Annotated in this window: 20 protein-coding genes and 1 pseudogene; 10 read left to right on the forward strand and 11 right to left on the reverse strand. The window is 67.0% G+C overall.

Annotated features, from left to right (window positions below; genetic code table 11):
* Window positions 1-115 precede the first annotated feature (115 nt).
* The 3 genes and pseudogenes from ACSQ22_RS03075 to ACSQ22_RS03085 form a co-directional block, all read left to right on the forward strand.
* Window positions 116-1,204, forward strand: a pseudogene (locus ACSQ22_RS03075) (4-oxalomesaconate tautomerase); the annotation flags it as partial.
* Window positions 1,205-1,245: 41 nt separating this feature from the next.
* Window positions 1,246-2,244, forward strand: coding sequence for a Bug family tripartite tricarboxylate transporter substrate binding protein (locus tag ACSQ22_RS03080; protein ID WP_436129391.1), 999 nt, complete (start codon window positions 1,246-1,248; stop codon window positions 2,242-2,244).
* A 55-nt stretch (window positions 2,245-2,299) separates the two neighbouring features.
* Window positions 2,300-3,373, forward strand: a complete 1,074-nt coding sequence (locus ACSQ22_RS03085; protein ID WP_436129392.1) for a porin — start codon at window positions 2,300-2,302, stop codon at window positions 3,371-3,373.
* Between the two features lie 7 nt (window positions 3,374-3,380).
* Here ACSQ22_RS03085 and ACSQ22_RS03090 read toward each other — a convergent pair whose 3' ends face one another.
* From ACSQ22_RS03090 to ACSQ22_RS03105, 4 genes are read right to left on the reverse strand one after another with little or no spacing between them, the layout of a single operon-like run.
* Window positions 3,381-4,214, reverse strand: a complete 834-nt coding sequence (locus ACSQ22_RS03090; RefSeq protein ID WP_436129393.1) for an SDR family NAD(P)-dependent oxidoreductase — start codon at window positions 4,212-4,214, stop codon at window positions 3,381-3,383.
* Window positions 4,211-5,005 carry a citryl-CoA lyase gene (locus ACSQ22_RS03095; protein WP_436129394.1) on the reverse strand — a complete coding sequence of 265 codons (795 nt, stop codon included), beginning with the start codon at window positions 5,003-5,005 and terminating at the stop codon, window positions 4,211-4,213. Before ACSQ22_RS03095 ends, ACSQ22_RS03090 begins: the two co-directional genes overlap by 4 nt.
* A 17-nt stretch (window positions 5,006-5,022) precedes the next feature.
* Window positions 5,023-6,549, reverse strand: coding sequence for a class I adenylate-forming enzyme family protein (locus ACSQ22_RS03100; RefSeq protein WP_436129395.1), 1,527 nt, complete (start codon window positions 6,547-6,549; stop codon window positions 5,023-5,025).
* A gap of 29 nt (window positions 6,550-6,578) precedes the next feature.
* Window positions 6,579-7,610, reverse strand: coding sequence for a tripartite tricarboxylate transporter substrate binding protein (locus ACSQ22_RS03105; protein ID WP_436129396.1), 1,032 nt, complete (start codon window positions 7,608-7,610; stop codon window positions 6,579-6,581).
* Between the two features lie 104 nt (window positions 7,611-7,714).
* Here ACSQ22_RS03105 and ACSQ22_RS03110 point away from each other — a divergent pair, with 104 nt between their 5' ends.
* The 5 genes from ACSQ22_RS03110 to ACSQ22_RS03130 all read left to right on the forward strand — a co-directional run bounded on the left by ACSQ22_RS03110 (window position 7,715) and on the right by ACSQ22_RS03130 (window position 13,499).
* On the forward strand, window positions 7,715-8,542 hold the full coding sequence (locus ACSQ22_RS03110; RefSeq protein ID WP_436129397.1) for an IclR family transcriptional regulator: 828 nt from the start codon (window positions 7,715-7,717) through the stop codon (window positions 8,540-8,542).
* Window positions 8,543-8,664: 122 nt separating this feature from the next.
* Window positions 8,665-9,657, forward strand: coding sequence for a LysR family transcriptional regulator (locus ACSQ22_RS03115; RefSeq protein WP_436129398.1), 993 nt, complete (start codon window positions 8,665-8,667; stop codon window positions 9,655-9,657).
* A 192-nt stretch (window positions 9,658-9,849) separates the two neighbouring features.
* Window positions 9,850-11,316 carry an FAD-dependent tricarballylate dehydrogenase TcuA gene (gene tcuA, locus ACSQ22_RS03120; RefSeq protein ID WP_436129399.1) on the forward strand — a complete coding sequence of 489 codons (1,467 nt, stop codon included), beginning with the start codon at window positions 9,850-9,852 and terminating at the stop codon, window positions 11,314-11,316.
* On the forward strand, window positions 11,303-12,484 hold the full coding sequence (tcuB, locus tag ACSQ22_RS03125) for a tricarballylate utilization 4Fe-4S protein TcuB (protein ID WP_436129400.1): 1,182 nt from the start codon (window positions 11,303-11,305) through the stop codon (window positions 12,482-12,484). The genes tcuA and tcuB overlap by 14 nt, the downstream gene beginning before the upstream one ends.
* A 40-nt stretch (window positions 12,485-12,524) precedes the next feature.
* Window positions 12,525-13,499, forward strand: coding sequence for a Bug family tripartite tricarboxylate transporter substrate binding protein (locus tag ACSQ22_RS03130; protein WP_436129401.1), 975 nt, complete (start codon window positions 12,525-12,527; stop codon window positions 13,497-13,499).
* A gap of 43 nt (window positions 13,500-13,542) precedes the next feature.
* On the opposite strand, the gene ACSQ22_RS03135 is transcribed toward ACSQ22_RS03130, so the two are convergent.
* Window positions 13,543-14,487, reverse strand: a complete 945-nt coding sequence (locus ACSQ22_RS03135; protein ID WP_436129402.1) for a LysR substrate-binding domain-containing protein — start codon at window positions 14,485-14,487, stop codon at window positions 13,543-13,545.
* 106 nt (window positions 14,488-14,593) lie between these two features.
* On the opposite strand from ACSQ22_RS03135, the gene ACSQ22_RS03140 reads away from it, so the two are divergent.
* Window positions 14,594-15,478, forward strand: a complete 885-nt coding sequence (locus tag ACSQ22_RS03140) for an N-formylglutamate amidohydrolase (protein ID WP_436129403.1) — start codon at window positions 14,594-14,596, stop codon at window positions 15,476-15,478.
* Window positions 15,479-15,499: 21 nt separating this feature from the next.
* Window positions 15,500-16,498 (forward strand): Bug family tripartite tricarboxylate transporter substrate binding protein, encoded by a 999-nt coding sequence (locus ACSQ22_RS03145; RefSeq protein ID WP_121421661.1) that lies wholly within the window; start codon window positions 15,500-15,502, stop codon window positions 16,496-16,498.
* 68 nt (window positions 16,499-16,566) lie between these two features.
* Here ACSQ22_RS03145 and bufB read toward each other — a convergent pair whose 3' ends face one another.
* From bufB to ACSQ22_RS03175, 6 genes are all read right to left on the reverse strand, one after another.
* Window positions 16,567-18,228, reverse strand: a complete 1,662-nt coding sequence (gene bufB / locus ACSQ22_RS03150; protein WP_436129404.1) for an MNIO family bufferin maturase — start codon at window positions 18,226-18,228, stop codon at window positions 16,567-16,569.
* A 152-nt stretch (window positions 18,229-18,380) separates the two neighbouring features.
* Window positions 18,381-18,674, reverse strand: coding sequence for a BufA2 family periplasmic bufferin-type metallophore (gene bufA2 / locus ACSQ22_RS03155; RefSeq protein WP_121421663.1), 294 nt, complete (start codon window positions 18,672-18,674; stop codon window positions 18,381-18,383).
* Window positions 18,675-18,820: 146 nt separating this feature from the next.
* Entirely contained in the window at window positions 18,821-19,309 is a 489-nt protein-coding gene (locus ACSQ22_RS03160) for an NUDIX hydrolase (protein WP_121422951.1), read from the reverse strand.
* Window positions 19,310-19,344: 35 nt separating this feature from the next.
* Window positions 19,345-19,845, reverse strand: a complete 501-nt coding sequence (locus tag ACSQ22_RS03165; RefSeq protein ID WP_436129405.1) for a GNAT family N-acetyltransferase — start codon at window positions 19,843-19,845, stop codon at window positions 19,345-19,347.
* Window positions 19,846-19,862: 17 nt separating this feature from the next.
* The gene (locus ACSQ22_RS03170) at window positions 19,863-20,567 is read right to left on the reverse strand and encodes a riboflavin synthase subunit alpha (RefSeq protein ID WP_218300792.1); all 705 of its coding nucleotides are present in this window, start codon (window positions 20,565-20,567) and stop codon (window positions 19,863-19,865) included.
* Between the two features lie 77 nt (window positions 20,568-20,644).
* Window positions 20,645-22,000 carry an esterase-like activity of phytase family protein gene (locus ACSQ22_RS03175; RefSeq protein WP_436129636.1) on the reverse strand — a complete coding sequence of 452 codons (1,356 nt, stop codon included), beginning with the start codon at window positions 21,998-22,000 and terminating at the stop codon, window positions 20,645-20,647.
* Window positions 22,001-22,125 lie beyond the last annotated feature (125 nt).

Raw genomic sequence — 22,125 nt, forward strand, 5'->3', positions numbered from 1 at the left:
TTCACGAACGTGATTTCACCATGTACAAGAGCTCATAGCCTATTGCGCTGCATGCATCAATCATTGTCAACAATGCAATTCACAGAACAGATGAAGCGTCGCACCATGCCGACCCATGAGCTACAACCTTCCTTGCGTTCTGATGCGTGGCGGCACTTCCCGGGGGCCGTTCTTCCTGGCCGACTGGCTGCCGCAAGACCCTGCGGCGCGCGACCGCACCCTGATCGCCGCGCTGGGCTCGCCGCATGAATTGCAGATTGACGGCCTGGGCGGAGGAAACTCGCTGACCAGCAAGGTGGCGATCGTTTCCAGGTCGGTACATGCCGACTGCGATGTGGACTACCTCTTCGCCCAGGTCAGTGTGGAAGAGGCCCGGGTGGACACGCGGCCCAACTGCGGCAACATGCTGGCGGGCGTGGGGCCTTTTGCCATCGAGCAGGGGCTGGTGCCCGCTTCCGGCCATGGAAACACCACCACGGTACGGGTCTACAACGTCAACACCCGTTCACGCATTGATGTGCAGGTGTGTACCGCTGGCGGACGGGTGCACTACGACGGCGATGTGCATATTGACGGCGTGCAGGGCACTGCGGCACCGGTGCTGATGAACTTCCTGGACGCCTGGGGCGCCGTCACGGGCCAGATTTTCCCGACCGGCCAGCGCATCGACACCATCCACGGCCTGCAGGTCACCTGTATCGATGCCGCCCAGGTGATGGTGCTCGTGCGGGCAGCGGACCTCGGCCTGTGCGGCAACGAGAGCCCTGCAGAGCTGGATGCCAATGCCGAGCTGCTTTCCAGGCTGGAAGCGTTGCGGTGCGAAGCCGGTCTGCGCATGGGCATGGGCGACGTATCGAACAGCGTGCTGCCCAAGCCCGTGATCGTGTCTGCGGGCGATCAACCGGGCAGCGTCGTCTCGCGCTATTTCACACCCCACCGCTGCCACCGCTCACACGCCGTGACCGGTGCGATTGGCGTGGCTGCTGCCCACGTGCTGCCAGGCACGGTGATCACCGACTCCCTGCAGCACGCCATTGCAGGCACACGCCGTGTGGAAGTGCTGCACCCCGCCGGCCGCATTCATGTAGACGTGGAACTCACCGAAGTGGACGGCCAATTCAAGCTGGTGCAGGCCGCGCTGGTTCGCACGGCGCGAAAAATTCTGGAGGGCACGCTGTTCGTTTCAGAAAACGCATTCACCCACTGATTTCACACCCCAACCCTTTGGATGACAGGAGACAAAAAATGATTCGCCAACACTCTGCGCCATCGCGCGCACGCCGCACCCTGCTCACCGCGGCGGCCCTCGCTGCCGCTGTGCAAATGATCCCCTCCCTGGCACATGCGGCCTATCCCGACAAGCCCATCACGCTCGTGGTGCCGACCGCCGCTGGCGGTGGCAACGACGGCATGGCGCGCGTGGTGGCGCTCAAGCTGTCCACCCTGCTGGGGCAACAGGTCATTGTGGAGAACAAGGCGGGCGCCAACGGTGCCATTGCGGCGGAGTTTGTGGCCCGCGCGGCGCCCGATGGTCACACGATTCTTTTTGGCTACATCGGCACCCACGGCATGAGCCCTGCGCTGCAAAAGCTGCGCTACGACCCCATCACGCAGTTCGAGCCCATTGGCATGGTGAGCTACTCGCCCACGCTCATGGTGGTTCACCCCAAGGTGCCAGCCAAGTCGGTGGGCGAGCTGGTGGCGTTGACCAAAGCCAAGCCCCAGGACTTCAACTACGCCTCGGCCGGCAACGGCACAGCCCCGCACTTCTCCGCCGAAATCTTCAAGCTGGAAAGCGGTGCGCAAATGGCCCACGTCCCCTACCGGGGTGCCGCGCCCGCGATGAATGACACCATGGCCGGGCAGACCCAGGTCATGTTCCCCAGCCTGTTCTCAGCCTACCCCCACGTCAAGAACGGCAAGCTACGCGCCCTGGCGCTGGCAGGCCCCAAGCGTTCATCGCTGTTGCCCGATGTGCCCACGCTGGAAGAGGCGGGCGTGAAAGGCGTCGAGATCACGCAGTGGTATGCCCTGTTTGCGCCCGGCAAAACGCCCAAGCCCGTCGTCGATCAGCTCAACAAAGCGCTCAACACCGCCCTGGCGGACAAGGACGTGGCACGGCGCATTGAAGAACAAGGCGCCGTGGTGGACCCCAGCACGCCCGAGCAATTGGCCCTGACCGTACGCCAGGAGATCGCCAAGTGGAAGGGCGTCGTGCACAAAGCCCAGCTCACCCCCGATTGAGCCCCCAGAAATACCCTCGCACCCGTTTCAGATTTCAATCAGGCAGGAGACATCTATGAGAAAAAGAACAGGCAACATCGGTGCGCTTTGTGCCGCGCTGGCCAGCAGCTGCGTCGCGGCACAAACCAACGGCGTCACGCTGTATGGAACCGTGGACCTGGGGCTGCGCCACGGCAGCGGCCTCACGGCGGCCAATGCGGCAGCCCCCGGTTCGTCGCACAGCCTGGGTAGCGGCATACACACCACCAGCCGCTGGGGGCTTCGCGGCAGCGAAGACCTGGGGGGCGGTGCCAAGGCGCTGTTCCAGTTCGAGAGCGGACTGAACGCCGACACCGGCGCTTCTGCCAATGCCAGCAAGACCTTTGATCGCGCATCCTGGGTCGGTCTGGAGGGCGGATGGGGCACGCTGGCCCTGGGCCGCCAGACCACCACACTGGCGGATGCCATCTCGCCCGTGGACCCGCTGGGCATGCGCTTTGCCAGCTTCAACCCCAGCATCGGCGTGGCCGCGCTCAGCCAGCATGGCCTGGGCATCGAGTTCGGCAGTGCGGGGTCCACATCAGGCTCGTACCGGCTGGACAACGCGATTAAGTACACAGCGCGATTTGGCGGCCTCACCGCACGGGCGATGTTGGGCACAGGTGAAGTGGCTGGAAAGACATCGGCCCTGTCGTCGCGCGGGGTCGGCATGGCCTATGCGGCCAGCGGCGTCACACTGTCGGGCGCATTCCAGACCTTCAAGGACACGAACCAGCGCCCCCTGGACGGAGCCACCCTGGGCGCGGCCTACCAATGGAACACCGTGCGACTGGCGGCCAACGCGGCACGCAGCGAGGCCGAGACAGCGGTCGGCAAACACACGGTGCAGCGCGTGTTCTCGGCAGGCGCGACCTGGTCCGTCACGCCCCTGTTCGATCTGACGGCTGCCTACTACAAGGTGGACCGCACCCGCACGGGCGCCGCCGACGACGGCTACGGCCGCCTGGTGGCGTTTGCCGAGTACAAGCTCTCGCGCCGCACCAAGGTGTATGCCGAGCTGGACAACACCCGCTGGCGCAACGGCTTCCAGGGCGCGGCGAACAAGGCCACGGCCACCGGCATCTCCGCCGGTGTGGTGCATACGTTCTGAACCTGCCTTACACGAACTTGCCGGTGATGCCCCCGTCCACCACCAGCTCGGTGCCGGTCACGTAGGCGGCGGCATCGCTGGCGAGGAAGGCGCAGGCATGCGCCACATCCCACGCCGTGCCCATGCGGCCCATGGGCACCTGCCGGGCGCGCGCGGCGCGGGCCTCGTCGAGGCTGGTGTCCGAGAACATCTTCGCCACCGTGGTGGCAATGCGCGGCGTGTCGATGAGCCCGGGCACCACCGTGTTGGCGCGCACGCCCTGGCCCGCGTACTGCTGCGCCACCATGCGTGTGAAGTGGGTGACGGCCGCCTTGGTCACGCCATAGGCCAGGTGCGGGTAGCCGAGGTAGCGCATGCCCGCGATGGACGAGATCGCAATGATGGAACCCCGCCCGCGCTCCACCATGGCGGGCAGCACCTGCTGGCAGGCCAGCAGCAGGCTTTTCACGTTGACCGAATGGATGCGGTCGAAGTCTTCAACGCTCGTCTCCAGCGGGCCGCCGGTCTTGCCGATGCCCACGTTGTGGTGCAGCACGTCGATGGCGCCGCCAAAGCGCTCGCGCGCCTCGGCAAACAGGCGCTGCACATCGGCCGCGTCCGCCACGTCGCCCACCAGGGTGGCGGCCGTTCCGCCCTCGGCGTGGATGAGCGCCGTGGTTTCTTCGGCCGAGGCTGCGTCGCGATCCGCCACACACACGCTGGCACCCAGGCGCGCGTAGGTCACGCAGGCGGCGCGGCCAATGCTCCAGCCCGGGCCGGCAGACCCGCCCCCGGCCACAAAGACGACGCGGCCTGACAAATCGAGCGGCAGGGCAGGTGAATGGGCTGGCTGCGCGCTCATGCGTCCGTGCCCTGGCCGGCACTGCCGCCGACAAAGGGTATGGCGTGCTCCACCGTGTCCCAGATGAAGCGGCCCGAGGGGCTTTGCTGCTCTTCCACGATGTGCGCCACCAGCCCGGCCGCGCGCGAGATCACCGCAAAGCCGCGCATCACGGCCGTGGGCACGCCGATCTCGCCCAGCAGCGCGGCCACTGCGCCCGTGGCGTTGATGGTGATGGGGCGGCCAGCCACTTCATCCACGGCCTTGGACAGCGTCTCCAGCGCGCGGATCTTGTCGCCCTGCAGCTCCGGCTCGGCACGGCCCATCTCCAGCAGTTTGTAGGCGCGCGGGTCTACCGGTTTGTGCAGGTGGTGGCCAAAGCCGGGCACAGGGGATTTGAGGCCCTTGTAGTGGCGCGCAATGGCGAGCGCTTCCGCCTCAGGGTCTTGCGCCGCTGCGATGCGGTCGAGCAGGCCCGAGCAGTTCTCCATGGTGCCCACAAAGGAGCTGCCCACGGCCAGCAGGCCCGCGCTCACGGCGCCCTGCAGGTTCTCGGGCGCGCTCATGTAGATGAGCCGCGTGGCAATGGCGCTGGGCGTGAGGCCATGCTCCATGAGCACGATGAGCACCACGTCGGTGATGCGCAGGTCCACGCCGCGCGGGGTGCGGCCCAGGATCTGCATCAGCATCACCTCAGTGAAGGTCTTCTTCCCCATCAGGTCCTCGACCAGGTCCGCATCGCGGTAATGCAGGCTGGTGAGGGTGTGGGTGCACAGGCGGGTGACGGGGTTCTTGGAAGCAGGGTGGGTCATGAAATGGGTTCCTTCGTTCAGACAGTGGCCGTACCGGCCAGCTTGTCCAGTGCCGCATCGCGCACGGCAGACTTGAGCACCTTGCCCACGGGCGAGCGCGGCAGGCTCTCGTGAAAGTGGATGCGCTTGGGGGTCTGCACCGGGCCCAGGCGTTCGCGCACAAAGGCGATCAGCTCGGCCTCGCTCGCCGCTTCGCCTGCACGCAACTGCACGGCGGCCTGCACGGTCTCGCCCCATTTGTCGTCGGGCAGTCCGAACACGGTGCATTCGTGCACCGCAGGATGCTGGCCCAGCGCGTTCTCCACGTCCACGGGGTAGACGTTGAAGCCGCCGGTGATCACCATGTCCTTGAGCCGGTCCTTGAGGTAGAGAAACCCCCGCTCGTCGATCAGGCCCCGGTCGCCGGTGTGCAGCCAGCCGTTCACCAGGGTCTCGGCCGTCTTCTCGGGCAGGCGCCAGTAGCCGGTCATCAGCAGGTCGCCGCGCGCCACCACCTCGCCCACTTCGCCCGGAGGCAGCGGGCGGCCATCGGGCGCCATGATGGCCACGTCGCTGAACCAGGTGGTGCGGCCCACCGAGGCCAGATTGCGCTCGTCCTCGAAATCCTCGGGGCACAGCACGGTGAGGATCTGCGGCGCCTCGGTCTGGCCGTAGGTGGTGCCCAGCACCGGGCCGAAGAACTCGCGCACCTGGCGGATCTTGTCGGGCGGCATAGGGGCACCGCCGTAGATGAGCCGGCGCAGGCGCGGAAAGTCCGCGCGCGACGCGCCGGGCAGCGCCATCAGCATGTAGACCAGCGTGGGCGGCATGAAGCACACGGTGCCGCCGCGCTCGCGGAAGGCCGTGCGCACCGCTTCGGCGCCCGCACCCGCCAGCACCACATGGCAGCCGCCCTGCGCCAGGATGGGCAGGATGTATGTGGAGGTGCCGTGCGTGATGGGCGCGGCCACGATGTAGCGCTCGTGCTCGTCAAAGCCCCAGGCATGGATCTGATTGGTGATGTTGGCCATCCATGCGCGGTAGGGCTGCATCACGCCCTTGGGCGCGCCCGTGGTGCCGCCGGTGAACTTGATGGCCTGGGTGGCGTCGTCCGGCAGGTCCAGCTGCGGGCCGGGTGCGCCAGCGTGCGCAGCGGCCAGGCTGGCCAGCGTGGCGGCGCCCTCGGCGGCCTGCGCTCCGGTCAGCACGCGGGTGCCGGGCGCGCCTTCGAGCAGGTCAGCGCACGCGGCGTCCAGCACCAGCAGGGTGGGCTCGGTCGCGTCGATGATGCGGCGGATCTCGGGCCGCGTGCTCTTGGGGTTGAGCGGCACCCACACCTTGCCGCAGGCCAGCACGGCCAGCAGCGCGGCGATGTGGTCGGCGCTGTTGCCCGCGCAGATGCCCACGCGGCTTTGGGGCGTGGGGTCGATCGCGGTGAAGCCCGCCGCGAGCGCGGCTACGCGGGCGGCCAGCGCGTCGTAACGGATGGCGCCCTCGGGCGCGTCGATGGCAATGCGGTCAGGCCAGCGTTGAGCGGCCCGCCAGAAGAAGTCGATGGGGAACATGAAAGAGGTGAGGTTGTATGGGTGATCTGTCACTCGGCCGATGCGCCGGACTCTTTCACCACTTCACGCCAGCGCTTGATCTCGGCGGCGGCAAACTGGCGCATCTTGTCGGGGGTGCCGCCGTCGGGCGTAGCGGCCAGCTCCTGCAGGCGCGTGCGCACCTCGGGCTGGGCCAGCACCTTGTTCAGGGCTGCGTTGACCTGCTCGATCACGGCGCGCGGCGTGCCCGCCGGTGCGGCCAGGCCAAACCACGACTGCACGTCAAAGCCCGCGTAGCCCGACTCGGCCAGCGTGGGCACGTCCGGCAGCAGGGGCGAGCGCTGGGCGCTGGTGATGGCAATGGCGCGCAGCTTGCCCGCCTGCACGTGCGGCAGGGCCGAAGGCGTGTTGTCGAACATCGAGTCCACCTGGCCGCCCAGCAGGTCAGTGACGGCGGGTGCGCTGCCCCGGTAGGGCACATGCAGCATCTTGAGCTTGGACTGCATCTTGAACATCTCGCCCGAGAGGTGGATGGACGAGCCGCTACCCGAGGATGCAAACGTGATGCCGTCCTTGGACTCCTTGGCGTAACGCACGTAGTCGGCCAGGTTCTTGATGGGCAGCTTGGGGTTGACCACCAGGATGTTCGGAATCTTGGCGATCACGCCGATGGGCTCGAAGTCCTTGACCGGGTCATAGCCCAGCTTGGGGTACAGCGTGGCGTTGATGGTGTTGGCGATGGTGTAGACGTATAGCGTGTAGCCATCGGCCGGCGCGCGCGCCACGGCCTCGGCGCCCACGTTGCTGTTGGCACCGGCGCGGTTGTCCACCACCACGGGCTGGCCCAGCTGGTCGCCGAGCTTGACGGCCACCAGGCGCGCAATCACGTCCGTGGCACCGCCCGCCGCATAGCCCACCACCAGCTTGACCGGCTTGGTGGGCCAGCCGGACGCATTGGGCTGGGCCTGCAGTGGCATGGCAGCGCCGCAGGCCAGGGTGGCCGCCAGCGCCAGCAGGGCACGGCGTGGCCGGGATGGCGAAGCTTTGCGCTGACCCAGCGCGGCGGGGGTGTGTGGGCTCATGGTGTCTGTCTCCGGTGGTTCTTGGAAAAATGCCGTCGTGGCGCCCTGCTGGGTGCCCTGCGGCACACTGCGCACTGGTTGCGTTGACGAACAAATTCTTTCCCATGCCCTCCCGACCTGCGAATTCAAACGTCCGGCTGCCGGACGAACGTGTGAGTACACACACCCCCGACGAGCCGGTCGAAGACCCCGGCAGCCGCACGCTGCGCCGCGGCCTGCAGGTGCTGGACGCCGTGCTGGCCCACGGCCGCGATGGTGCGCGCGTGGTGGACCTGTGCCGCGCCGCCGCGCTGGAGCGGGCCCCCGTGTACCGGCTGCTCGCCACGCTGATGGAGAGCGGCTACGTGGCGCAGCGTGGGCGCTTTCGTTACGTGGCGGGCCCGCGCCTGGCCGCCCTGGCCGAGCCCCCGGGCCAGCCCAACCTGGCCGTGCGCCTGGCGCCTGTGCTGGAGCGCGTGAGCCGCGCCTGTGGTGACGCAGCCTTTGCCATCGTGCGCGAAGGCCCCACGTCGCACTGCATTGCACGCCATGTGGGAACGCACCCGGTGCAGATCCTGGTGATCCAGGTGGGCACGCGCCAGCCGCTGGGCGTGGGCGCGGCGGGCCTGGCGCTGCTGGCGGCGCTGCCCGGTGCCGAGGTGCAGGCCTGCATCGACGCCAACGCGCAGGAGCTGCCGCGCTACGGCGGCATGACGCCCGAGCGCCTGCAGATCCTGGTGCGCGCCACGCGCGAGCGCGGCTGGTCGGTGGTGGGCAACCATGCCACGCAGGGCGTGCTGGCGGCTGGTATGGCCGTGCGCAACGCGGCGGGCGAACCCGTGGCGGCGATCAGTGTGGCATCGACCGTGGACCGCATGCCGCGCGAGCGCCAGCAGCTGATTGCGCGCTGGATGCGCGAGGCGCTGTCGGCGTTGTTGCCGCATGAGGTTTGAGCGCTTGAAACTATCAAAATGATAGCTACTCAGACATATTGCACTAACGCTTCCTGCTGTTTTCACTCCAATGCTGGCGCCAAGCCGTCTTGTGCGACCATCGAGGGACCCCGAGGCCCCCGATGGAACTGAGACAACTGCGCTATTTCGTACGTGTGGTGGAGCAAGGCTCCATGAGCCGCGCTGCGCTGGACCTGGACGTGGTGCAGTCCGCGCTCAGCCAGCAGATCACGCGGCTGGAGAGCGAGCTGGCCACGCGCCTGCTGCAGCGCACGCCGCGCGGCGTGACGCCCACCGAAGCAGGGCTGGCGTTCTTTCGCGAGGCGCAGCTCACCCTGCGCCATGCCGACCAGGCCGTGCGCGCGGCGCAGCAGGCGCGGCTGTCGGGCACCGTCACCGTAGGGTTGGCGCCCACCACCTCGGGCGTGCTGGGCCTGCCATTGATGCAGGCCATGCGCACACGCTACCCGGACGTGCGGCTGCACATGGTGGAGAGCATGTCGGGACACCTCACGGCCATGCTGCATGCGCGCGAGCTGGACCTGGCCGTGCTGTTCGACACCCGCCTGCACCAGGCGCAACAGGCCACGGGCGCGCGCCGCTGGGGCATGGCGCCGCTGCTGGAGGAGGACCTGTTCCTCATCTGCGCCCGTGACCGAGGGGAGGGCACCGGCAACCCCCATGGCCGGCAGCTGCCGGAAACCATCACCGTCGCCGAGCTGGTGCAAGAGCCGCTGATCCTGCCCACCGGCCCGCACGGTCTGCGCAGCACGCTGGACACCGCCTTTGCCCGCGACCGCGTGGCACCGCACGTGGTGCTGGAGGTGGACTCGCTCGCCATGGTGATGGCCGCCGTGGACGCGGGCCTGGGCTCCACCGTGCAGCCCTGGGCCGCCATGGGCCGCTACCCCGATGCGGCCGAGCGTTTTCAGTGCGCACGCCTCACCGACGCGCCCGCGCGCCGCGTCAACCTGCTGTGTAGCCTGCCCGACGAAGAACTCTCACCCGCCGCCCTGGCCGCGCGGGTGGTGCTGACGGACTGCGTGCGTGAATTGGTGACGAGCGGCCAGTGGTTTGGCACGACATGGATCGGTGGGCAGGACGCCAGCGCCTGAGTGGCCACGCCGCAGCCATCACGATCCGTGATACCCCCATGACCTGAACCCGCTGCACGGCGGGCCTGTGTCTCCCTACAGTCGCCATCACCCCGATGAACGACACGGCGACCGCGCCAGGAGACACCCCATGGGCCCCACACCCCCTTCTTCATTCCCCCGCACACAGCGCACCGCCTGGAGCCACCGGCCATGAGCGGCGATGCTGTGGCCGATGTGCTGGTCATCGGTGGCGGCAATGCCGCCTTGTGCGCCGCCCTGATGGCACGCGAGGCGGGCGCCAGCGTGCTGCTGCTCGAATCCGCCCCGCGCGCCTGGCGCGGCGGCAACTCGGCCCACACGCGCAACCTGCGCTGCATGCACGATGCGCCGCAGGACGTGCTGGTCGATGCCTACCCCGAGGAAGAGTTCTGGCAAGACCTGCTCAAAGTGACGGGCGGCCTCACCAACGAACATCTGGCGCGCCTGGTGATCCGCGCGTCGAGCACCTGCCGGCCCTGGATGCGCCGCCACGGCGTGCACTTTCAGCCCGCGCTGGCCGGCACGCTGCATGTGGCGCGCACCAATGCGTTCTTCATGGGTGGCGGCAAGGCGCTGGTCAATGCGTACTACCGCAGCGCGGAGCAACTGGGCGTGCAGATCCGCTACGAAGCGCCCGTGGACCGCATCGAGATGGACGGCCGCCGCTTCGTCGCTGCCCGCCTGGCGAGCGGCGAGCGCATTACCGCCAAGAGTTGCGTGCTGGCCGCCGGCGGATTTGAATCGAACCGCGAATGGCTGCGTGAGGCCTGGGGCCAGAACGAGCGCGGCGAGTGGCCGGCCGACAACTTCCTGATCCGTGGCACGGCCTACAACAAGGGGGTGCTGCTCAAGCACCTGCTCGACGACCACGGCGCCGACCGCATTGGCGACCCCATGCAGGCACACATGGTGGCCATCGACGCCCGCGCGCCGCTGTACGACGGCGGCATCTGCACCCGCATCGACTGCGTGTCGCTGGGCGTGGTGGTCAACCGCAATGGCGAGCGCTTCTACGACGAGGGCGAGGACTTCTGGCCCAAGCGCTATGCCATCTGGGGCCGCCTGGTGGCGCAGCAGCCGGGGCAGATCGGCTACTCCATCATCGACAGCAAGGCCATCGGCCGCTTCATGCCGCCCGTGTTCCCGGGCGTGAAAGCCGACACCCTGCCCGAGCTGGCGCAGAAGCTTGGCCTGCCCGTGGACACGTTCACCCACACGCTCGATGCCTACAACGCCGCCTGCCGCGTGGGCCAGTTCGACCACACCACGCTGGACGACTGCCACACCGAAGGCGTGACACCCGCCAAGACGCACTGGGCCCGGCCCATCGACACCGGGCCGTTCTATGGCTATGCGCTCAAGCCCGGCGTCACCTTCACCTACCTGGGCCTGCACACCGACGACACCGCTGCCGTGCGCTTTGGCAGCGTGCCCAGCCCCAACCTGTTTGTGGCGGGCGAAATGATGGCCGGCAACGTGCTGGGCAAAGGCTACACCGCCGGGGTCGGCATGAGCATTGGCACCGCGTTTGGCCGCATTGCAGGCACGCAGGCGGCATTGGCATCAAAACAGGCCCCAGCGCACATCCCACAAGCGCAAACAGCTATAAAAACAGGAGTAAACGATGCAAACGCTTGAAGCCCTGGCGCGTGACGCTAAAGCGCTCGCGAATGGCGGCATTGTGCTGTCGGCCCCCGAAACCGAGGTGGCGCGCCAGCTGCAGATCTGCAATGCCTGCCGCTACTGCGAAGGCTTTTGCGCCGTGTTCCCGGCCATGACACGGCGGCTGGAATTTGGCAAGGCCGATATCCATTTCATTGCCAACCTGTGCCACAACTGCGGCGCCTGCTTGCACGCCTGCCAGTACGCACCGCCGCACGAATTTGCGGTGAACATTCCGCAGGCCATGGCCCAGGTGCGTGGCCAGACCTACGCCGACTACGCCTGGCCACCCGCTCTGGGCCAGCTCTACCAGCGCAACGGCCTCACGTTGGCGCTGGCGCTGGTGGCCGGGCTCACGCTGTTCCTGCTGCTGGCCGTGGCGCTGCACGGGCAAGGGCTGGCGGCGCTGTGGCACGCGCCCGTGGGCGGCTTCTACGGCATCTTCCCGCACAACCTGCTGGTGGGCCTGTTCGCGCCGGTGTTCCTGTTCGCCGTGCTGGCGCTGGGCCTGGGCGTGCGCCGCTTCTGGCGCGATATCACACCTGCCACCAGCGGCGCGCCGCTGAGCGCGCCCGCCACGGCCGAGGCCACCGATGCCGTGCTGCGCCTCAAGTACCTGGACGGCGGCCATGGCGACGGTTGCCACAACGAGGACGACGCCTACACCTTGTCGCGCAGGCGCATGCACCACCTCACGTTCTACGGATTCATGCTGTGTTTTGCGGCCACCAGCGTGGCCACGCTGTACCACTACCTGCTGGCCTTGCCTGCACCGTACGACCTGCCCAGTTTGCCGAAGCTGCTGGGCGGCGTGGGCGGCATCAGCCTGGCGATTGGCACGGCCGGCCTGTGGCGGCTGAACCTGCGCCGCCACCCACAACACGGCGACGCCGCGCAAAAGCCCATGGACCGCGCCTTCATCGCCCTGCTGTTCCTCACCGCCACCAGCGGCCTGGCGCTGTGGGGGGCACGCGGAAGCGCTGCCCTGCCGCTGCTGCTGTGCCTGCACTTGGGCGCGGTGATGGCGCTGTTCGCCACCATGCCCTACGGCAAGTTTGCGCACGGCATTTTCCGCACCGCTTCGCTGCTGCGCCACGCGGTGGAAAAGCGCCAGCCCCACCCCATCGGTTTGAGCGCCGACTGAGCCAACGATCCATACACCACCCACGATGAAGGAGACACCCATGAAAAAACGCACCCTGCTGCACTGTGCCCTGGCACTGGCAACCGCCCCCCTGGCGTTCGGCGCTGCTGCGCAAGACTTTCCGCCCAAGAAGCCCGTCACGCTCGTCGTGGGCTTTGCCGCGGGCGGTGCAGCCGACGCGGCGGCGCGACTGATTGCCAAGAAGCTGGGTGAGAACATCGGCCAGTCGGTGGTGGTGGACAACAAAGGTGGCGCCGGCGGCAATATCGCGCACCAGTTCGTGGCCAATGCGGCACCCGACGGCACGGTGCTGCTGTTCGGTTCGGTGGGCCCGCTCACCATTGCGCCGCACTTGATGAAACTCACCTACGACCCGTTCAAGGACCTGGCGGCGATCTCAGGCGGCGTGAACTTCCCCAACGTGCTGGTCGTGCACAAGGCTGCAGGCGCAAAGACGCTGGCAGAGTTTGTGCAGCTGTCCAAAAAGAAGCCTGGCAGCGTTGACTTTGCCTCCACGGGCGCGGGCTCGGCATCGCACCTGGCGGGCGAGCTGTTCAACCAGCGGGCGGGCATCGACATGACCCACGTGCCCTACAAAGGTGGGGCACCCGCCTTGCAGGATTTGCTGGGCGAGCGCATCACCTCCTACTTTGCAGCCCCACCCACGGCCCTGCCGCACATCGAAACGGGCAGGCTGATCCCGCTGGCCACCACGGGTCTCACGCGGCCAGCCTATCTGCCCAATATCCCCACCGTGGCGGAATCGGGCTTTCCGGGCTTTGAGGCGCTCAACTGGTATGCGTTTGTGGCGCCGGGCAAAACGCCGGTGCCGCTGCTGGAGCGCTGGAACCAGGAGATCGTCAAGGTGCTCAACGACCCGGCCGTGAAGGACGCACTGAACAAGCACGGCCTGACGCCCCAGCCCAGCTCACGCGCCGAACTCACCACCTTCATGAAGAAGGAGTCGACCCAGTGGGCTGCCATCATCAAGGAGCGCAAGCTCACGGCGGACTGAGCTGGCCTCTGCGGGAAAGCGGTGCCCCGCCGCCCCATGCAGGTCAGGCCATCTCCTTGCGCGCCGCGCTGCCGCGTGCTGAAAAGCCGGCCCGTTCGCTGCTGGCCTGGGCCTCACCCAGCAGCCAGCGTGTGAACTGCGCGACCGCTTCGTTCTCGGCCAGTGCTGCACGGCTGCACAGGTAATAGCCCCGGTCCGTGTTCACGGCCGGGCTGAAGGGCAACACCAGCTGGCCCGACGCCAGTTCGGCTTCGATCAGCATGGGCTGGATCACCGTGACCCCCATGCCCGCACAGGCTGCAACGATCAGGTTGTTGCCCAGATCAAACCCCGGGCCCAGTACGGGGGCTACGTCTATCCCTGCGGCCTTTTGCAGCCACAGCGCCCAATTGCCGGGAAAGTTGATGTGCTGCAGCAGCGTTGCCTTGAGCAGATCACGCGGTTGGCGCAGCTTGGCTGCCAGCGCGGGGGTGCAAGCGGGCACGATCTCTCGCCCCGTCAGGTAGCGTGCACGGATGCCGCGCGGCCAAGCGCGCCCGGGGCGCTTCACATTGACCCACAGGTCCACGTCGTCGCGCGTGAAGCTCTCATCGTGGTGGAACGGCCGCAGCTCGATCTCGATGTCCGGGTGCAGCGCGTGGAACTGGCCCAGCCGTGGGACCAGCCAGCGGGTGGCCAGGGTGGGTACTACGCTGACCCGCAGCCGGCGCTTCGATGCACGCACCCCGAACCGGCTCACGGCGGTCTCCAGGCCTGCCACATGGGCCTCCACCAATTGCTGGAATTCGCGGCCCCGCGCCGTGGGTAGCACCCGGGGGCCGGAGCGGTCCAGCAGCGTGCATTCCAGCCGCTGCTCCAGCCGCTGCACTGCCCGGCTGACAGCCGCCTGGGTCACGAACAGCACACCCGCCGCCTGTCGAAAACTGCCCAGCTGGCAGACCGCAAGAAAGGCGTGCAACTCGGGCAGCGAGGGGGACTTGAACTGCATGGTGGTGATTACATCCGGTTATCAGCGCAGATCAAATTGTCGTTTGCCCGCAGGCACCTGGCTCCCTACGCTTCGCCCATCTGCCCCACCTTGATCCCCGAGACCCATGCAGCTACCCGAAGCCCTTCTTCCCGCCACGCCCGTCCAGGTGCTCCTGCCCGCCACCGATGCCGCCATCCCCTTGGTCTGCGACTCTCCGCACAGCGGCACCGACTATCCGCCCGACTTTGGCTATGCTGTCTCCACCGCCGATCTGCGCAAGTGCGAAGACACCCATGTGCACTGGCTGTGGGACGCCGTGCCGCGTGTGGGCGGCACGCTGGTGCACGCCACCTTTGCGCGCAGCTACATCGACCCGAACCGCCATGAGCACGACATCGACCCCACCATGCTGGCCGATGCCTGGCCCGGCAATACCGCCCCTACCGCCCGCACCCTGGAGCTGGGCATGGGGCTGGTTCCCAGCCACACCCCCACGCACCAGCCCATCTACGCGCGCCGCCTGTCGGCCCAGGAGGTTGCGCACCGCATCACCCACTACTGGCGCCCATACCAGCATGCGCTGGCGCAGGCACTGGAGGCCGCCGCCCAGCGTGGCCCGCGTTGGCACCTGAATTTGCATTCCATGCCCAGCAATGCCTACGAGCGGCTGGGCCGCGTGGCGCCCGGCCCGCTGGCCGACGTGGTGCTGGGCGACCTGAACGGTCGCAGCTGCAGCAGCGCATTCACCCAGCGCGTGGCCGAAGCTTTCCGCCGCCGCGGCTACTGTGTGGCCATCAACGACCCCTATGCAGGCCAGGAGCTGCTGCGCCGGTTCGGGGCGCCTTCGCGGGGTCATGAAAGCCTGCAGATCGAGATCAACCGGGCCATCTACCTGAACGAGCAGACGCGGGAGCCGCTGCCACACGCCAACCGCGTGCGCGCGGACATCACCGACCTGCTGCACGAGATGGCCGCCCATATCCGCAGCGCTTGCCTGGACAACGCCTGATTTCAACCAAGAGGACCCACCATGCCCACCCCCATGAACCGCCGCCGTTTTATCGCATCGACCAGCGCCGTGACGAGCGCCATTGCCCTGCCGGCACTGGCCCAGGCGCCCGACCGCTATCCCACACGTCCGATCACGCTGGTGGTGCCGTTTCCGCCCGGAGGCGCCGTAGACAACTCCGGCCGGGCGATAGCCGACAGGCTGGGCCGAGTGCTGGGGCAGCCCGTGATTGTGGAAAACAAAGGGGGCGCTGGCGGCACCATCGGCACCACGCAGGTGGCCAAGGCCCAGCCCGATGGCTACACGCTGATCGTCACCTCGCAGACCACGCATGTGATCAACCCCGCCCTGTCGCCCAGCCTGCCCTACGACGCGGTCAATGACTTTGCCCCCATCACGCTGATTGATCGCCTGGCCAATGTGCTCTTGATCACCCCCGGCCTGCCCGTGAAGAACTTCGCCGAGTTCGTGAAATACGTGAAGGAGAACCCAGGCAAGCTGAACTACGCCTCCTCGGGCAATGGCTCGCTGGCGTACCTGAGCATGGAGCTGCTCAAGGCCAAGCTGGGGCTGTCCATCACCCACATCCCATACAGGGGCGCTGGCCCCGCGCTGACCGACCTGCAGGCGGGCCAGGTGCACATGACCTGGAACAACCTGTCCTCCAACCTCAGCATGGCTCAGAACGGTCGCCTGCGCGCGCTGGCGGTGGCATCGCCAATCCGCGCTCCCCAGCTGCCGGATGTCCCGACCTTCGACGAGCTGAAGTTGCCGGAGCTGAACCTGACTTCCTGGACAGGTCTTGCCGCACCTGCAAAAACGCCGGAATCCATCGTTGCGCAGCTCTACGAAGCGATGCGTACCGTGTTGCGTGATCCGCAAACGCAAAGGGCATGGAATGACCGCGGCGCTATGCTGCCTGATACCGTGAAGCCCGCAGAGTTTCGCAAGGAGATTCAGCAGCGCATCGGTTTTTACAAGAACATCGTGAAGACCCACAAGATCTCCGTGGATCAATAGTGCCCACTCCCCATCCGTGCGGAATGGGCGAAACATATCCCCGACCTCGTGCGCATGTGGGCAAGCCATCAGTACGTTGGAACATCGCCTTCAACTGGCCCATCCGCTCGCACCAGCCCATCATTCAGCAACTGCGCAAGCCAGCCGCCGAGCACGGTGGGGTCGCCTTGCCACAGGCCGCTGCCCAGCAGCGCCGCGCAGGCGTCGTGCACCGAGGCACCGGCGTGCAGCGCTTGCACCCAGGCGGCCTCGGCCGCGTCGAGCGTGCGAAAGTGCGGCTGGTGGCCTTTGCGCCAGACCAGCAGCGTGGCCGGTGCAGGCAGGGCCACGGCCTCGGGCACGTCGTCGTCGGTATGGATGGCGTTCCACACCCCCACAACGTTCGTCATGATCGCGCGCAGCAAGGCGCTGGGGTGCAGTACACCAGGGCGGGTGGTCCAGGTGTCCGACGCCTGAGCTGCTGCAGTCTCCAAGGTCGGCATATCGGCACTGTCAAAGCGGGTGCGCAGATCCCAGTCGAGCTGGGCCAGTTCATGCAGCTCAGGGTTGTCGGGGTACGCCGCGCGCAGCGTGCCCACCAGGCCTTCGCCATAGCGGTTCAGGCTGCGCGTGCGCGGCGGATGGGCCACGGCGTAGTCGCGCGCATGGGCCTCGAAGGTGTCTGACCCCATGTAGAGGCAAGTCTTGGCATAGGTGTCGGCCAGCACCTCGGCCAGCCGGGCGCGGTAGGCATGGTGGTAGATGGGCAGGCGACCTGTGATGAGGTCTTCGGGCATTTCGGGCGGCAGCGCATTCGCCAGCACGCGGTCGGCAAAGTGGCGCTGCACCGCAGCCAACCCAGTCAGGTCTGCCGTGGGGGCCAGGGTGATGGAGGTGATCGCGACAGGCTCGGGTGGGGCCACATGCTCCGCGGCAACGCGCCGGGCGATGGCCATTTCATCCAGCAGCTCGGCCAGCGGCGGGATGTGGTCGTCGCGCTCGATCATCGCGGCCACAGCGCCAAAACGCTGGCAGGCCTGTGCGTACAGGTCCCACACCGGCTGCGCCACCGGGTGGTCGTGCGTGTCGATGATGTGGTCGCCGTTGTCGCTGTGCCCAGCCAGGTGAATTTGCTGCACCCGGTGCGCGGGCAGGGCATGCAGATAGGTCAGTGGGTCGAATCCATGGTTCACGCTGCTCACGTAGATGTTGTTCACATCCACCAGCAACAGGCAGTCGGCCTCTTGCGCAATGTGAGCCAGAAACTGCCACTCGCTCGCGCTGTCATGCCGGTAGCGGATATAGCTCGACACGTTCTCCAGCACCAGCCTGCGTCCGAGCACATCCTGTGCGCGACGGATCTGTGCGATCACATGCCGTGCAGATTCGTCGGTGTAGGGCAGCGGGTACAGGTCGTGCAACTGCTCGGGGCCAGGGCCCGTCCAGCACAGGTGGTCGGACACCCACAGCGGCTCGATGCGGTCAGCCAGCGCCTTCACGCGCTGCAGATAAGGCACATCCACACCCTGCGACGCACCGATGGACATCGCCACGCCATGCATGGCCACGGGGTAGTCGCGCCGGATGGCATCGATCACCGCCAGAGGTTTTCCACCGTCGATGAGGTAGTTGTCGGTGATGATTTCCAGCCAGTCGAGCGGCTGCTTGCGCGCGAGGAAATCGGCGTAGTGCTGCGTGCGCAGTCCCAGGCCAAAGCCTGTGCCGCGCGTAGCGATGAGGTCATGTGCCATGGCGAAATCAAGGTATCAAAGTGCGGGCACTGGGCATGATCGCCGAGACTGGCACGCCCTGATGCCAGCACCGCCGCGCAAGGGCCGCCCCGCCGCGCTGGCGGTGTCCCCCTGGGGGGATGGCGCGCAGCGCCTCAGGGGGGCTTGTTGCCTTATCCCTTGATGTCGCCGATGGTGCCCTTCTCCATCAGGCACTGGGCCGCGGTCTTGGCCTTGAAGCCGTGACCCTTGCAAGCGTTCTGGCCCTTGCAGCTGTGCTCGGCCGTGGAGCAGTCGCTATTGCCCTTGCAGTCGTGCACGTTGTAGCAGTGCACCTTGTCGTTGGCGCCGATGGCGGCGCCTTTGGAGCCCTTGGGCGCGTCGGCTGCAAAGCTGCTGGATGCCAGTGCCAGCAGCGCGGCAGACAGGGCGAAAGATGCAGTGGTCTTGGTGTTCGTGGACAGCATGGCGGGTAACTCCGTAGGCGTTAAGGGATGAGTAATCAGGTGGTTAGATCGCGCTGCACCGTGCCGCGCTCTCTGCCTGGTAATTCGTCCCCCGCACGCTGCGGGTTACATGCAGTCCAAAAACTTTTTTGCGTGGTGCCTCGGCGCTATTGCGCAGAAGGTTCGGTCACCGAAATGTCGGTGTGCACCAGCGTCAGCGGAAACCGCTGGCCCGCCAGGTAGTCCTCCAGGCAGCGCAGCAGCAGGGGGCTGCGATGGCGCTCGGGGCAGGCGCGGATCTCATCGGCCGTGAGCCACAGCGTGCGCACGATGCCGGTGTCGAGCGTGCGCCAGTCGTGGTGCGTGCCCAGCGAGCCCGCAAACGCAAAGCGCATGTAGGTGATGTCGTCGCCCGTGCGCGTCTTGGTGAAGCGGTTGAGGTACACGCCGATCAGCGCCGTGGGCTCGAAGTCGTGCGCGGTTTCTTCCAGCACCTCGCGGGCGCAGGCCTGGATGGGCGATTCGCCCGGGTCCAGGTGGCCGGCAGGGTTGTTGAGCTTGAGGCCGTCGGTGGTTTCTTCCTCGACCAGCAGAAAGCGGCCATCGCGCTCAATGAGGGCGGCCACGGTGACGTTGGGTTTCCAGCGGTGGGGCATGGCGCGCATTATGACGAGGGGCGGTGACGCCAAGCCTACAGCGTGCGCGCCATGTACACAGCGCCTTCGCCGTAGCTGGCCAGGCGGGCCTGCTGGGCGGCGTCCGGCAAGGGGTGCAGCGCGTAGCCCTGCCGCTCCCAGTAGGCCTGCGAGCCCTGCACCGAGACCAGCGCGCTGTGCCGCAGCCCTTCTGCACGGGCCTGCGCCCACAGGGGCTGCAGCAACGCGTGGGCCAGGCCTTGCCCCGCATGGGCAGGGAGCACGGCCATGTCGTGCAGGTACAGCGTGTCGTGTAGGGCCACGGCCTCAAAGTCGCCGTGCAGCGGGGTGACCTTGCCGCGCACGCTGCGGTAGGCCGCCAGGTAGGCGCACACCGTGCCGCCGCGCTCCAGCACCACCGAGCAATTGGCGGGGCTGGCGAGGCGGCGGGCAAACACCTCGCCACTTTCCACAAACCCCTCGCCATAGCAGGCCAGCTGCACGGCCAGCAGGTCGGCCAGATCGCTCAGCGCCAGCGGGCGCACCACCACGGACATGAGTGAGCTTGGTTCAATCAGTGCGGCAGCACGGGCGCCTGCACGAAGTCGTCGAGCGACAAGCCCTTTTCTTTCAACAACGCCTCCAGCACCGGTTGCAGGCGGCCCAGGCTTTCCTGCACGGCCTCGCGGACGGTGTCCACCACGACCTGGGTGCTGCGCTCGATCTCGATATTCAGGCGGTCGCCTACCTTCTTGGCTTCAAACACCGTGGCACGGCGTGTTTCGGGAATCATCCAGATCTCGAACCAGCCCTCCTGCCGGTTCACCTCGGCCACCGTCAGGCTGGCCCCGTGGATGGCGATGTAGCCCTTGGCAAAGATGTAGCGGCGAAACGCCTCGGGCACGGCCACGCGCCACACCAGGTTGTTGTCGAACTCGCGCCGCTCGATGAGCGTGCCGGTGAAGTCCACATGGCCCGACAGCGGGTGGCCGCCAATCTCGGCACCGTCCTTGGCCGCGCGCTCCACGTTCACGCGGTCGCCCTGGCCGTAGCTGCCCAGCGTGGTGATGTTCAGGCTCTGCAGCATCACGTCGAAGTTGGCCCGCGTGGGCGACAGGATCTCGGTGACCGTGAGGCACACGCCGTCGGTGGCCACGCTGGCGCCAATGGCCAGGTCCTGGCAGAAGCCCTCGGGGAAATCGAGCGTGAACGTGCGCAGCCCTGCGCGGTCGTGGATGGCGGCAATGCCTGCCGTGGCTTGGACGATGCCTGTGAACATGGTGGCGCGGCTTGTGGAGCGTTGGAAGGGGAACCGGGAATTTTGCCACCCGGCCCCCACCGCGCGCTGGCGCCGGGTTACTTGGCTTGCAGTAGCCCGCCCACCTCCAGCAGCACCAGCTCGTTGTCATCCGCCTTGTTCGGATCGCGGCTGCTGCTGAAGGGCAGGTTGTTGTCGTTGCCCACCACGATGTGCGTGCCGTCCACGATGTCCACGTTCTCGATGGTGAAGAACGGGAAGGTCAACACACCGTTGTTCAGCGGCTTCTTGGCCAGGCGCTGCGGGTCCTGGATGTTCATGAGGTCGATGTAGCCCACCTTGCGGATCTCGCCGCCCACGTTGGCGTCGCTCATCTCCACCTTGTAGACGCGCTTGAACTTGGCCAGGTCGTGGAAGCAATCCGTGCGCTTCTGGCCTTCGGGGCAGGCCTTGTCGGCCGTGCCTTCGCCGTTGTCGCGCTCGATGATCAAACCGGTCGTGCCGTCGATCATGTTGAAGTCGCCAATCGCGTGGTGGTTGGCCTCCAGCACGTACTTCCAGTGGCGGCCCGTCCATTGCTCGGTCTTCACGTCGAACTCCAGCACGCGCAGGTACTGCTTGCCGCCAACGTTTTCATACGCCTTGGCGTCGTCGTTCCACAGCGCGCCTTCCAGCAGGGCGTAGAGCTTGCTGCCATCCTTGCTGGCGGCCATGCCTTCGTAGCCCTTGGAGCGCTTGACCACAAACGCAGTGGGCTTGGCATCAGGCGCGCCGGGCATGAGCACGCCGGGCGCATCGGGCGATCGCACGGTCTTGCCGTCCACCTGGGTCTCGAAAACGCCGAGCACCTTGCCATTCAGGTCGGCCTTGATGAGGAAAGGGCCGAACTCATCGCCAATCCACAGCGCGCCACCGGCGAACTGGAAGCTCTCGGGGTCGAAGTCGGCACCGGTCAGGTAGCGCTTGTCGGTGCCTTCGTGCGTGATGCGAAACGGGATCTTCTTGTCCGGGTCGTGCAGGAAGATGGTCTTGTGGCGATTGAACTGGCCGCTTTTGAAATCCACGGTGTAGTGGCTCAGGTGCAGCATGAAGTCGGGCGAGTTGGCCTTGGAGCCCGCGCCGTTGTCGGTCAGGATCCAGAACGACCCATCGGCCATGCGCTTGATGCCCGAGTGGCCCTGGATGGGCTGGCCCTGGAACGGCAGCGACACGCCGGTGTCGCGGCCGCCCGACTGGCCCATCACGCTGCCCACGGCGTCCACCCGGCGGGGTGTGGTGAACTTGCCCGCCACCTGCAGGTCGTGTGGCGCGTCCTTGGGGGCGGCAATCATCGTCAGGGCGGGCAGCACCGCGTGGCCGGTCAGCGTGGCGGGGTAGGCCTGCTGGGCCAGGGCTGCAGAAGAGGCGGCGCACAGCAGGGCTGCACTGGCGGCGATGAAGGAGAGTCGGAACATGTTCATGGGGAATAAAGCCAAAACCCGCACGATGCCGCGCCCTTGTGACGCCACCATGAAAGGCAGGCACCAGGATATGCCCCGGCATGCAGCCAATGGACACGGACCTTTTGCCAGGGTCGAGA

It is taken from the genome of Acidovorax sp. LjRoot38, assembly GCF_964252975.1.
GTDB lineage: Bacteria > Pseudomonadota > Gammaproteobacteria > Burkholderiales > Burkholderiaceae_C > Acidovorax > Acidovorax facilis.

What these genes read in the sequence shown, in the direction of transcription:
- bufA2 (WP_121421663.1), bottom strand. Translation starts at nt 18,674, where the DNA reads ATGCTGTCCACGAACACCAAGACCACTGCATCTTTCGCCCTGTCTGCC.
- ACSQ22_RS03095 (WP_436129394.1), bottom strand. Translation starts at nt 5,005, where the DNA reads ATGACCCACCCTGCTTCCAAGAACCCCGTCACCCGCCTGTGCACCCAC.
- ACSQ22_RS03090 (WP_436129393.1), bottom strand. Translation starts at nt 4,214, where the DNA reads ATGAGCGCGCAGCCAGCCCATTCACCTGCCCTGCCGCTCGATTTGTCA.
- ACSQ22_RS03110 (WP_436129397.1), top strand. Translation starts at nt 7,715, where the DNA reads ATGCCCTCCCGACCTGCGAATTCAAACGTCCGGCTGCCGGACGAACGT.
- ACSQ22_RS03105 (WP_436129396.1), bottom strand. Translation starts at nt 7,610, where the DNA reads ATGAGCCCACACACCCCCGCCGCGCTGGGTCAGCGCAAAGCTTCGCCA.
- tcuB (WP_436129400.1), top strand. Translation starts at nt 11,303, where the DNA reads ATGCAAACGCTTGAAGCCCTGGCGCGTGACGCTAAAGCGCTCGCGAAT.
- tcuA (WP_436129399.1), top strand. Translation starts at nt 9,850, where the DNA reads ATGAGCGGCGATGCTGTGGCCGATGTGCTGGTCATCGGTGGCGGCAAT.
- ACSQ22_RS03170 (WP_218300792.1), bottom strand. Translation starts at nt 20,567, where the DNA reads ATGTTCACAGGCATCGTCCAAGCCACGGCAGGCATTGCCGCCATCCAC.
- ACSQ22_RS03100 (WP_436129395.1), bottom strand. Translation starts at nt 6,549, where the DNA reads ATGTTCCCCATCGACTTCTTCTGGCGGGCCGCTCAACGCTGGCCTGAC.
- ACSQ22_RS03135 (WP_436129402.1), bottom strand. Translation starts at nt 14,487, where the DNA reads ATGCAGTTCAAGTCCCCCTCGCTGCCCGAGTTGCACGCCTTTCTTGCG.
- ACSQ22_RS03140 (WP_436129403.1), top strand. Translation starts at nt 14,594, where the DNA reads ATGCAGCTACCCGAAGCCCTTCTTCCCGCCACGCCCGTCCAGGTGCTC.
- bufB (WP_436129404.1), bottom strand. Translation starts at nt 18,228, where the DNA reads ATGGCACATGACCTCATCGCTACGCGCGGCACAGGCTTTGGCCTGGGA.
- ACSQ22_RS03130 (WP_436129401.1), top strand. Translation starts at nt 12,525, where the DNA reads ATGAAAAAACGCACCCTGCTGCACTGTGCCCTGGCACTGGCAACCGCC.
- ACSQ22_RS03145 (WP_121421661.1), top strand. Translation starts at nt 15,500, where the DNA reads ATGCCCACCCCCATGAACCGCCGCCGTTTTATCGCATCGACCAGCGCC.
- ACSQ22_RS03115 (WP_436129398.1), top strand. Translation starts at nt 8,665, where the DNA reads ATGGAACTGAGACAACTGCGCTATTTCGTACGTGTGGTGGAGCAAGGC.
- ACSQ22_RS03160 (WP_121422951.1), bottom strand. Translation starts at nt 19,309, where the DNA reads ATGCCCCACCGCTGGAAACCCAACGTCACCGTGGCCGCCCTCATTGAG.
- ACSQ22_RS03080 (WP_436129391.1), top strand. Translation starts at nt 1,246, where the DNA reads ATGATTCGCCAACACTCTGCGCCATCGCGCGCACGCCGCACCCTGCTC.
- ACSQ22_RS03165 (WP_436129405.1), bottom strand. Translation starts at nt 19,845, where the DNA reads ATGTCCGTGGTGGTGCGCCCGCTGGCGCTGAGCGATCTGGCCGACCTG.
- ACSQ22_RS03085 (WP_436129392.1), top strand. Translation starts at nt 2,300, where the DNA reads ATGAGAAAAAGAACAGGCAACATCGGTGCGCTTTGTGCCGCGCTGGCC.
- ACSQ22_RS03175 (WP_436129636.1), bottom strand. Translation starts at nt 22,000, where the DNA reads ATGTTCCGACTCTCCTTCATCGCCGCCAGTGCAGCCCTGCTGTGCGCC.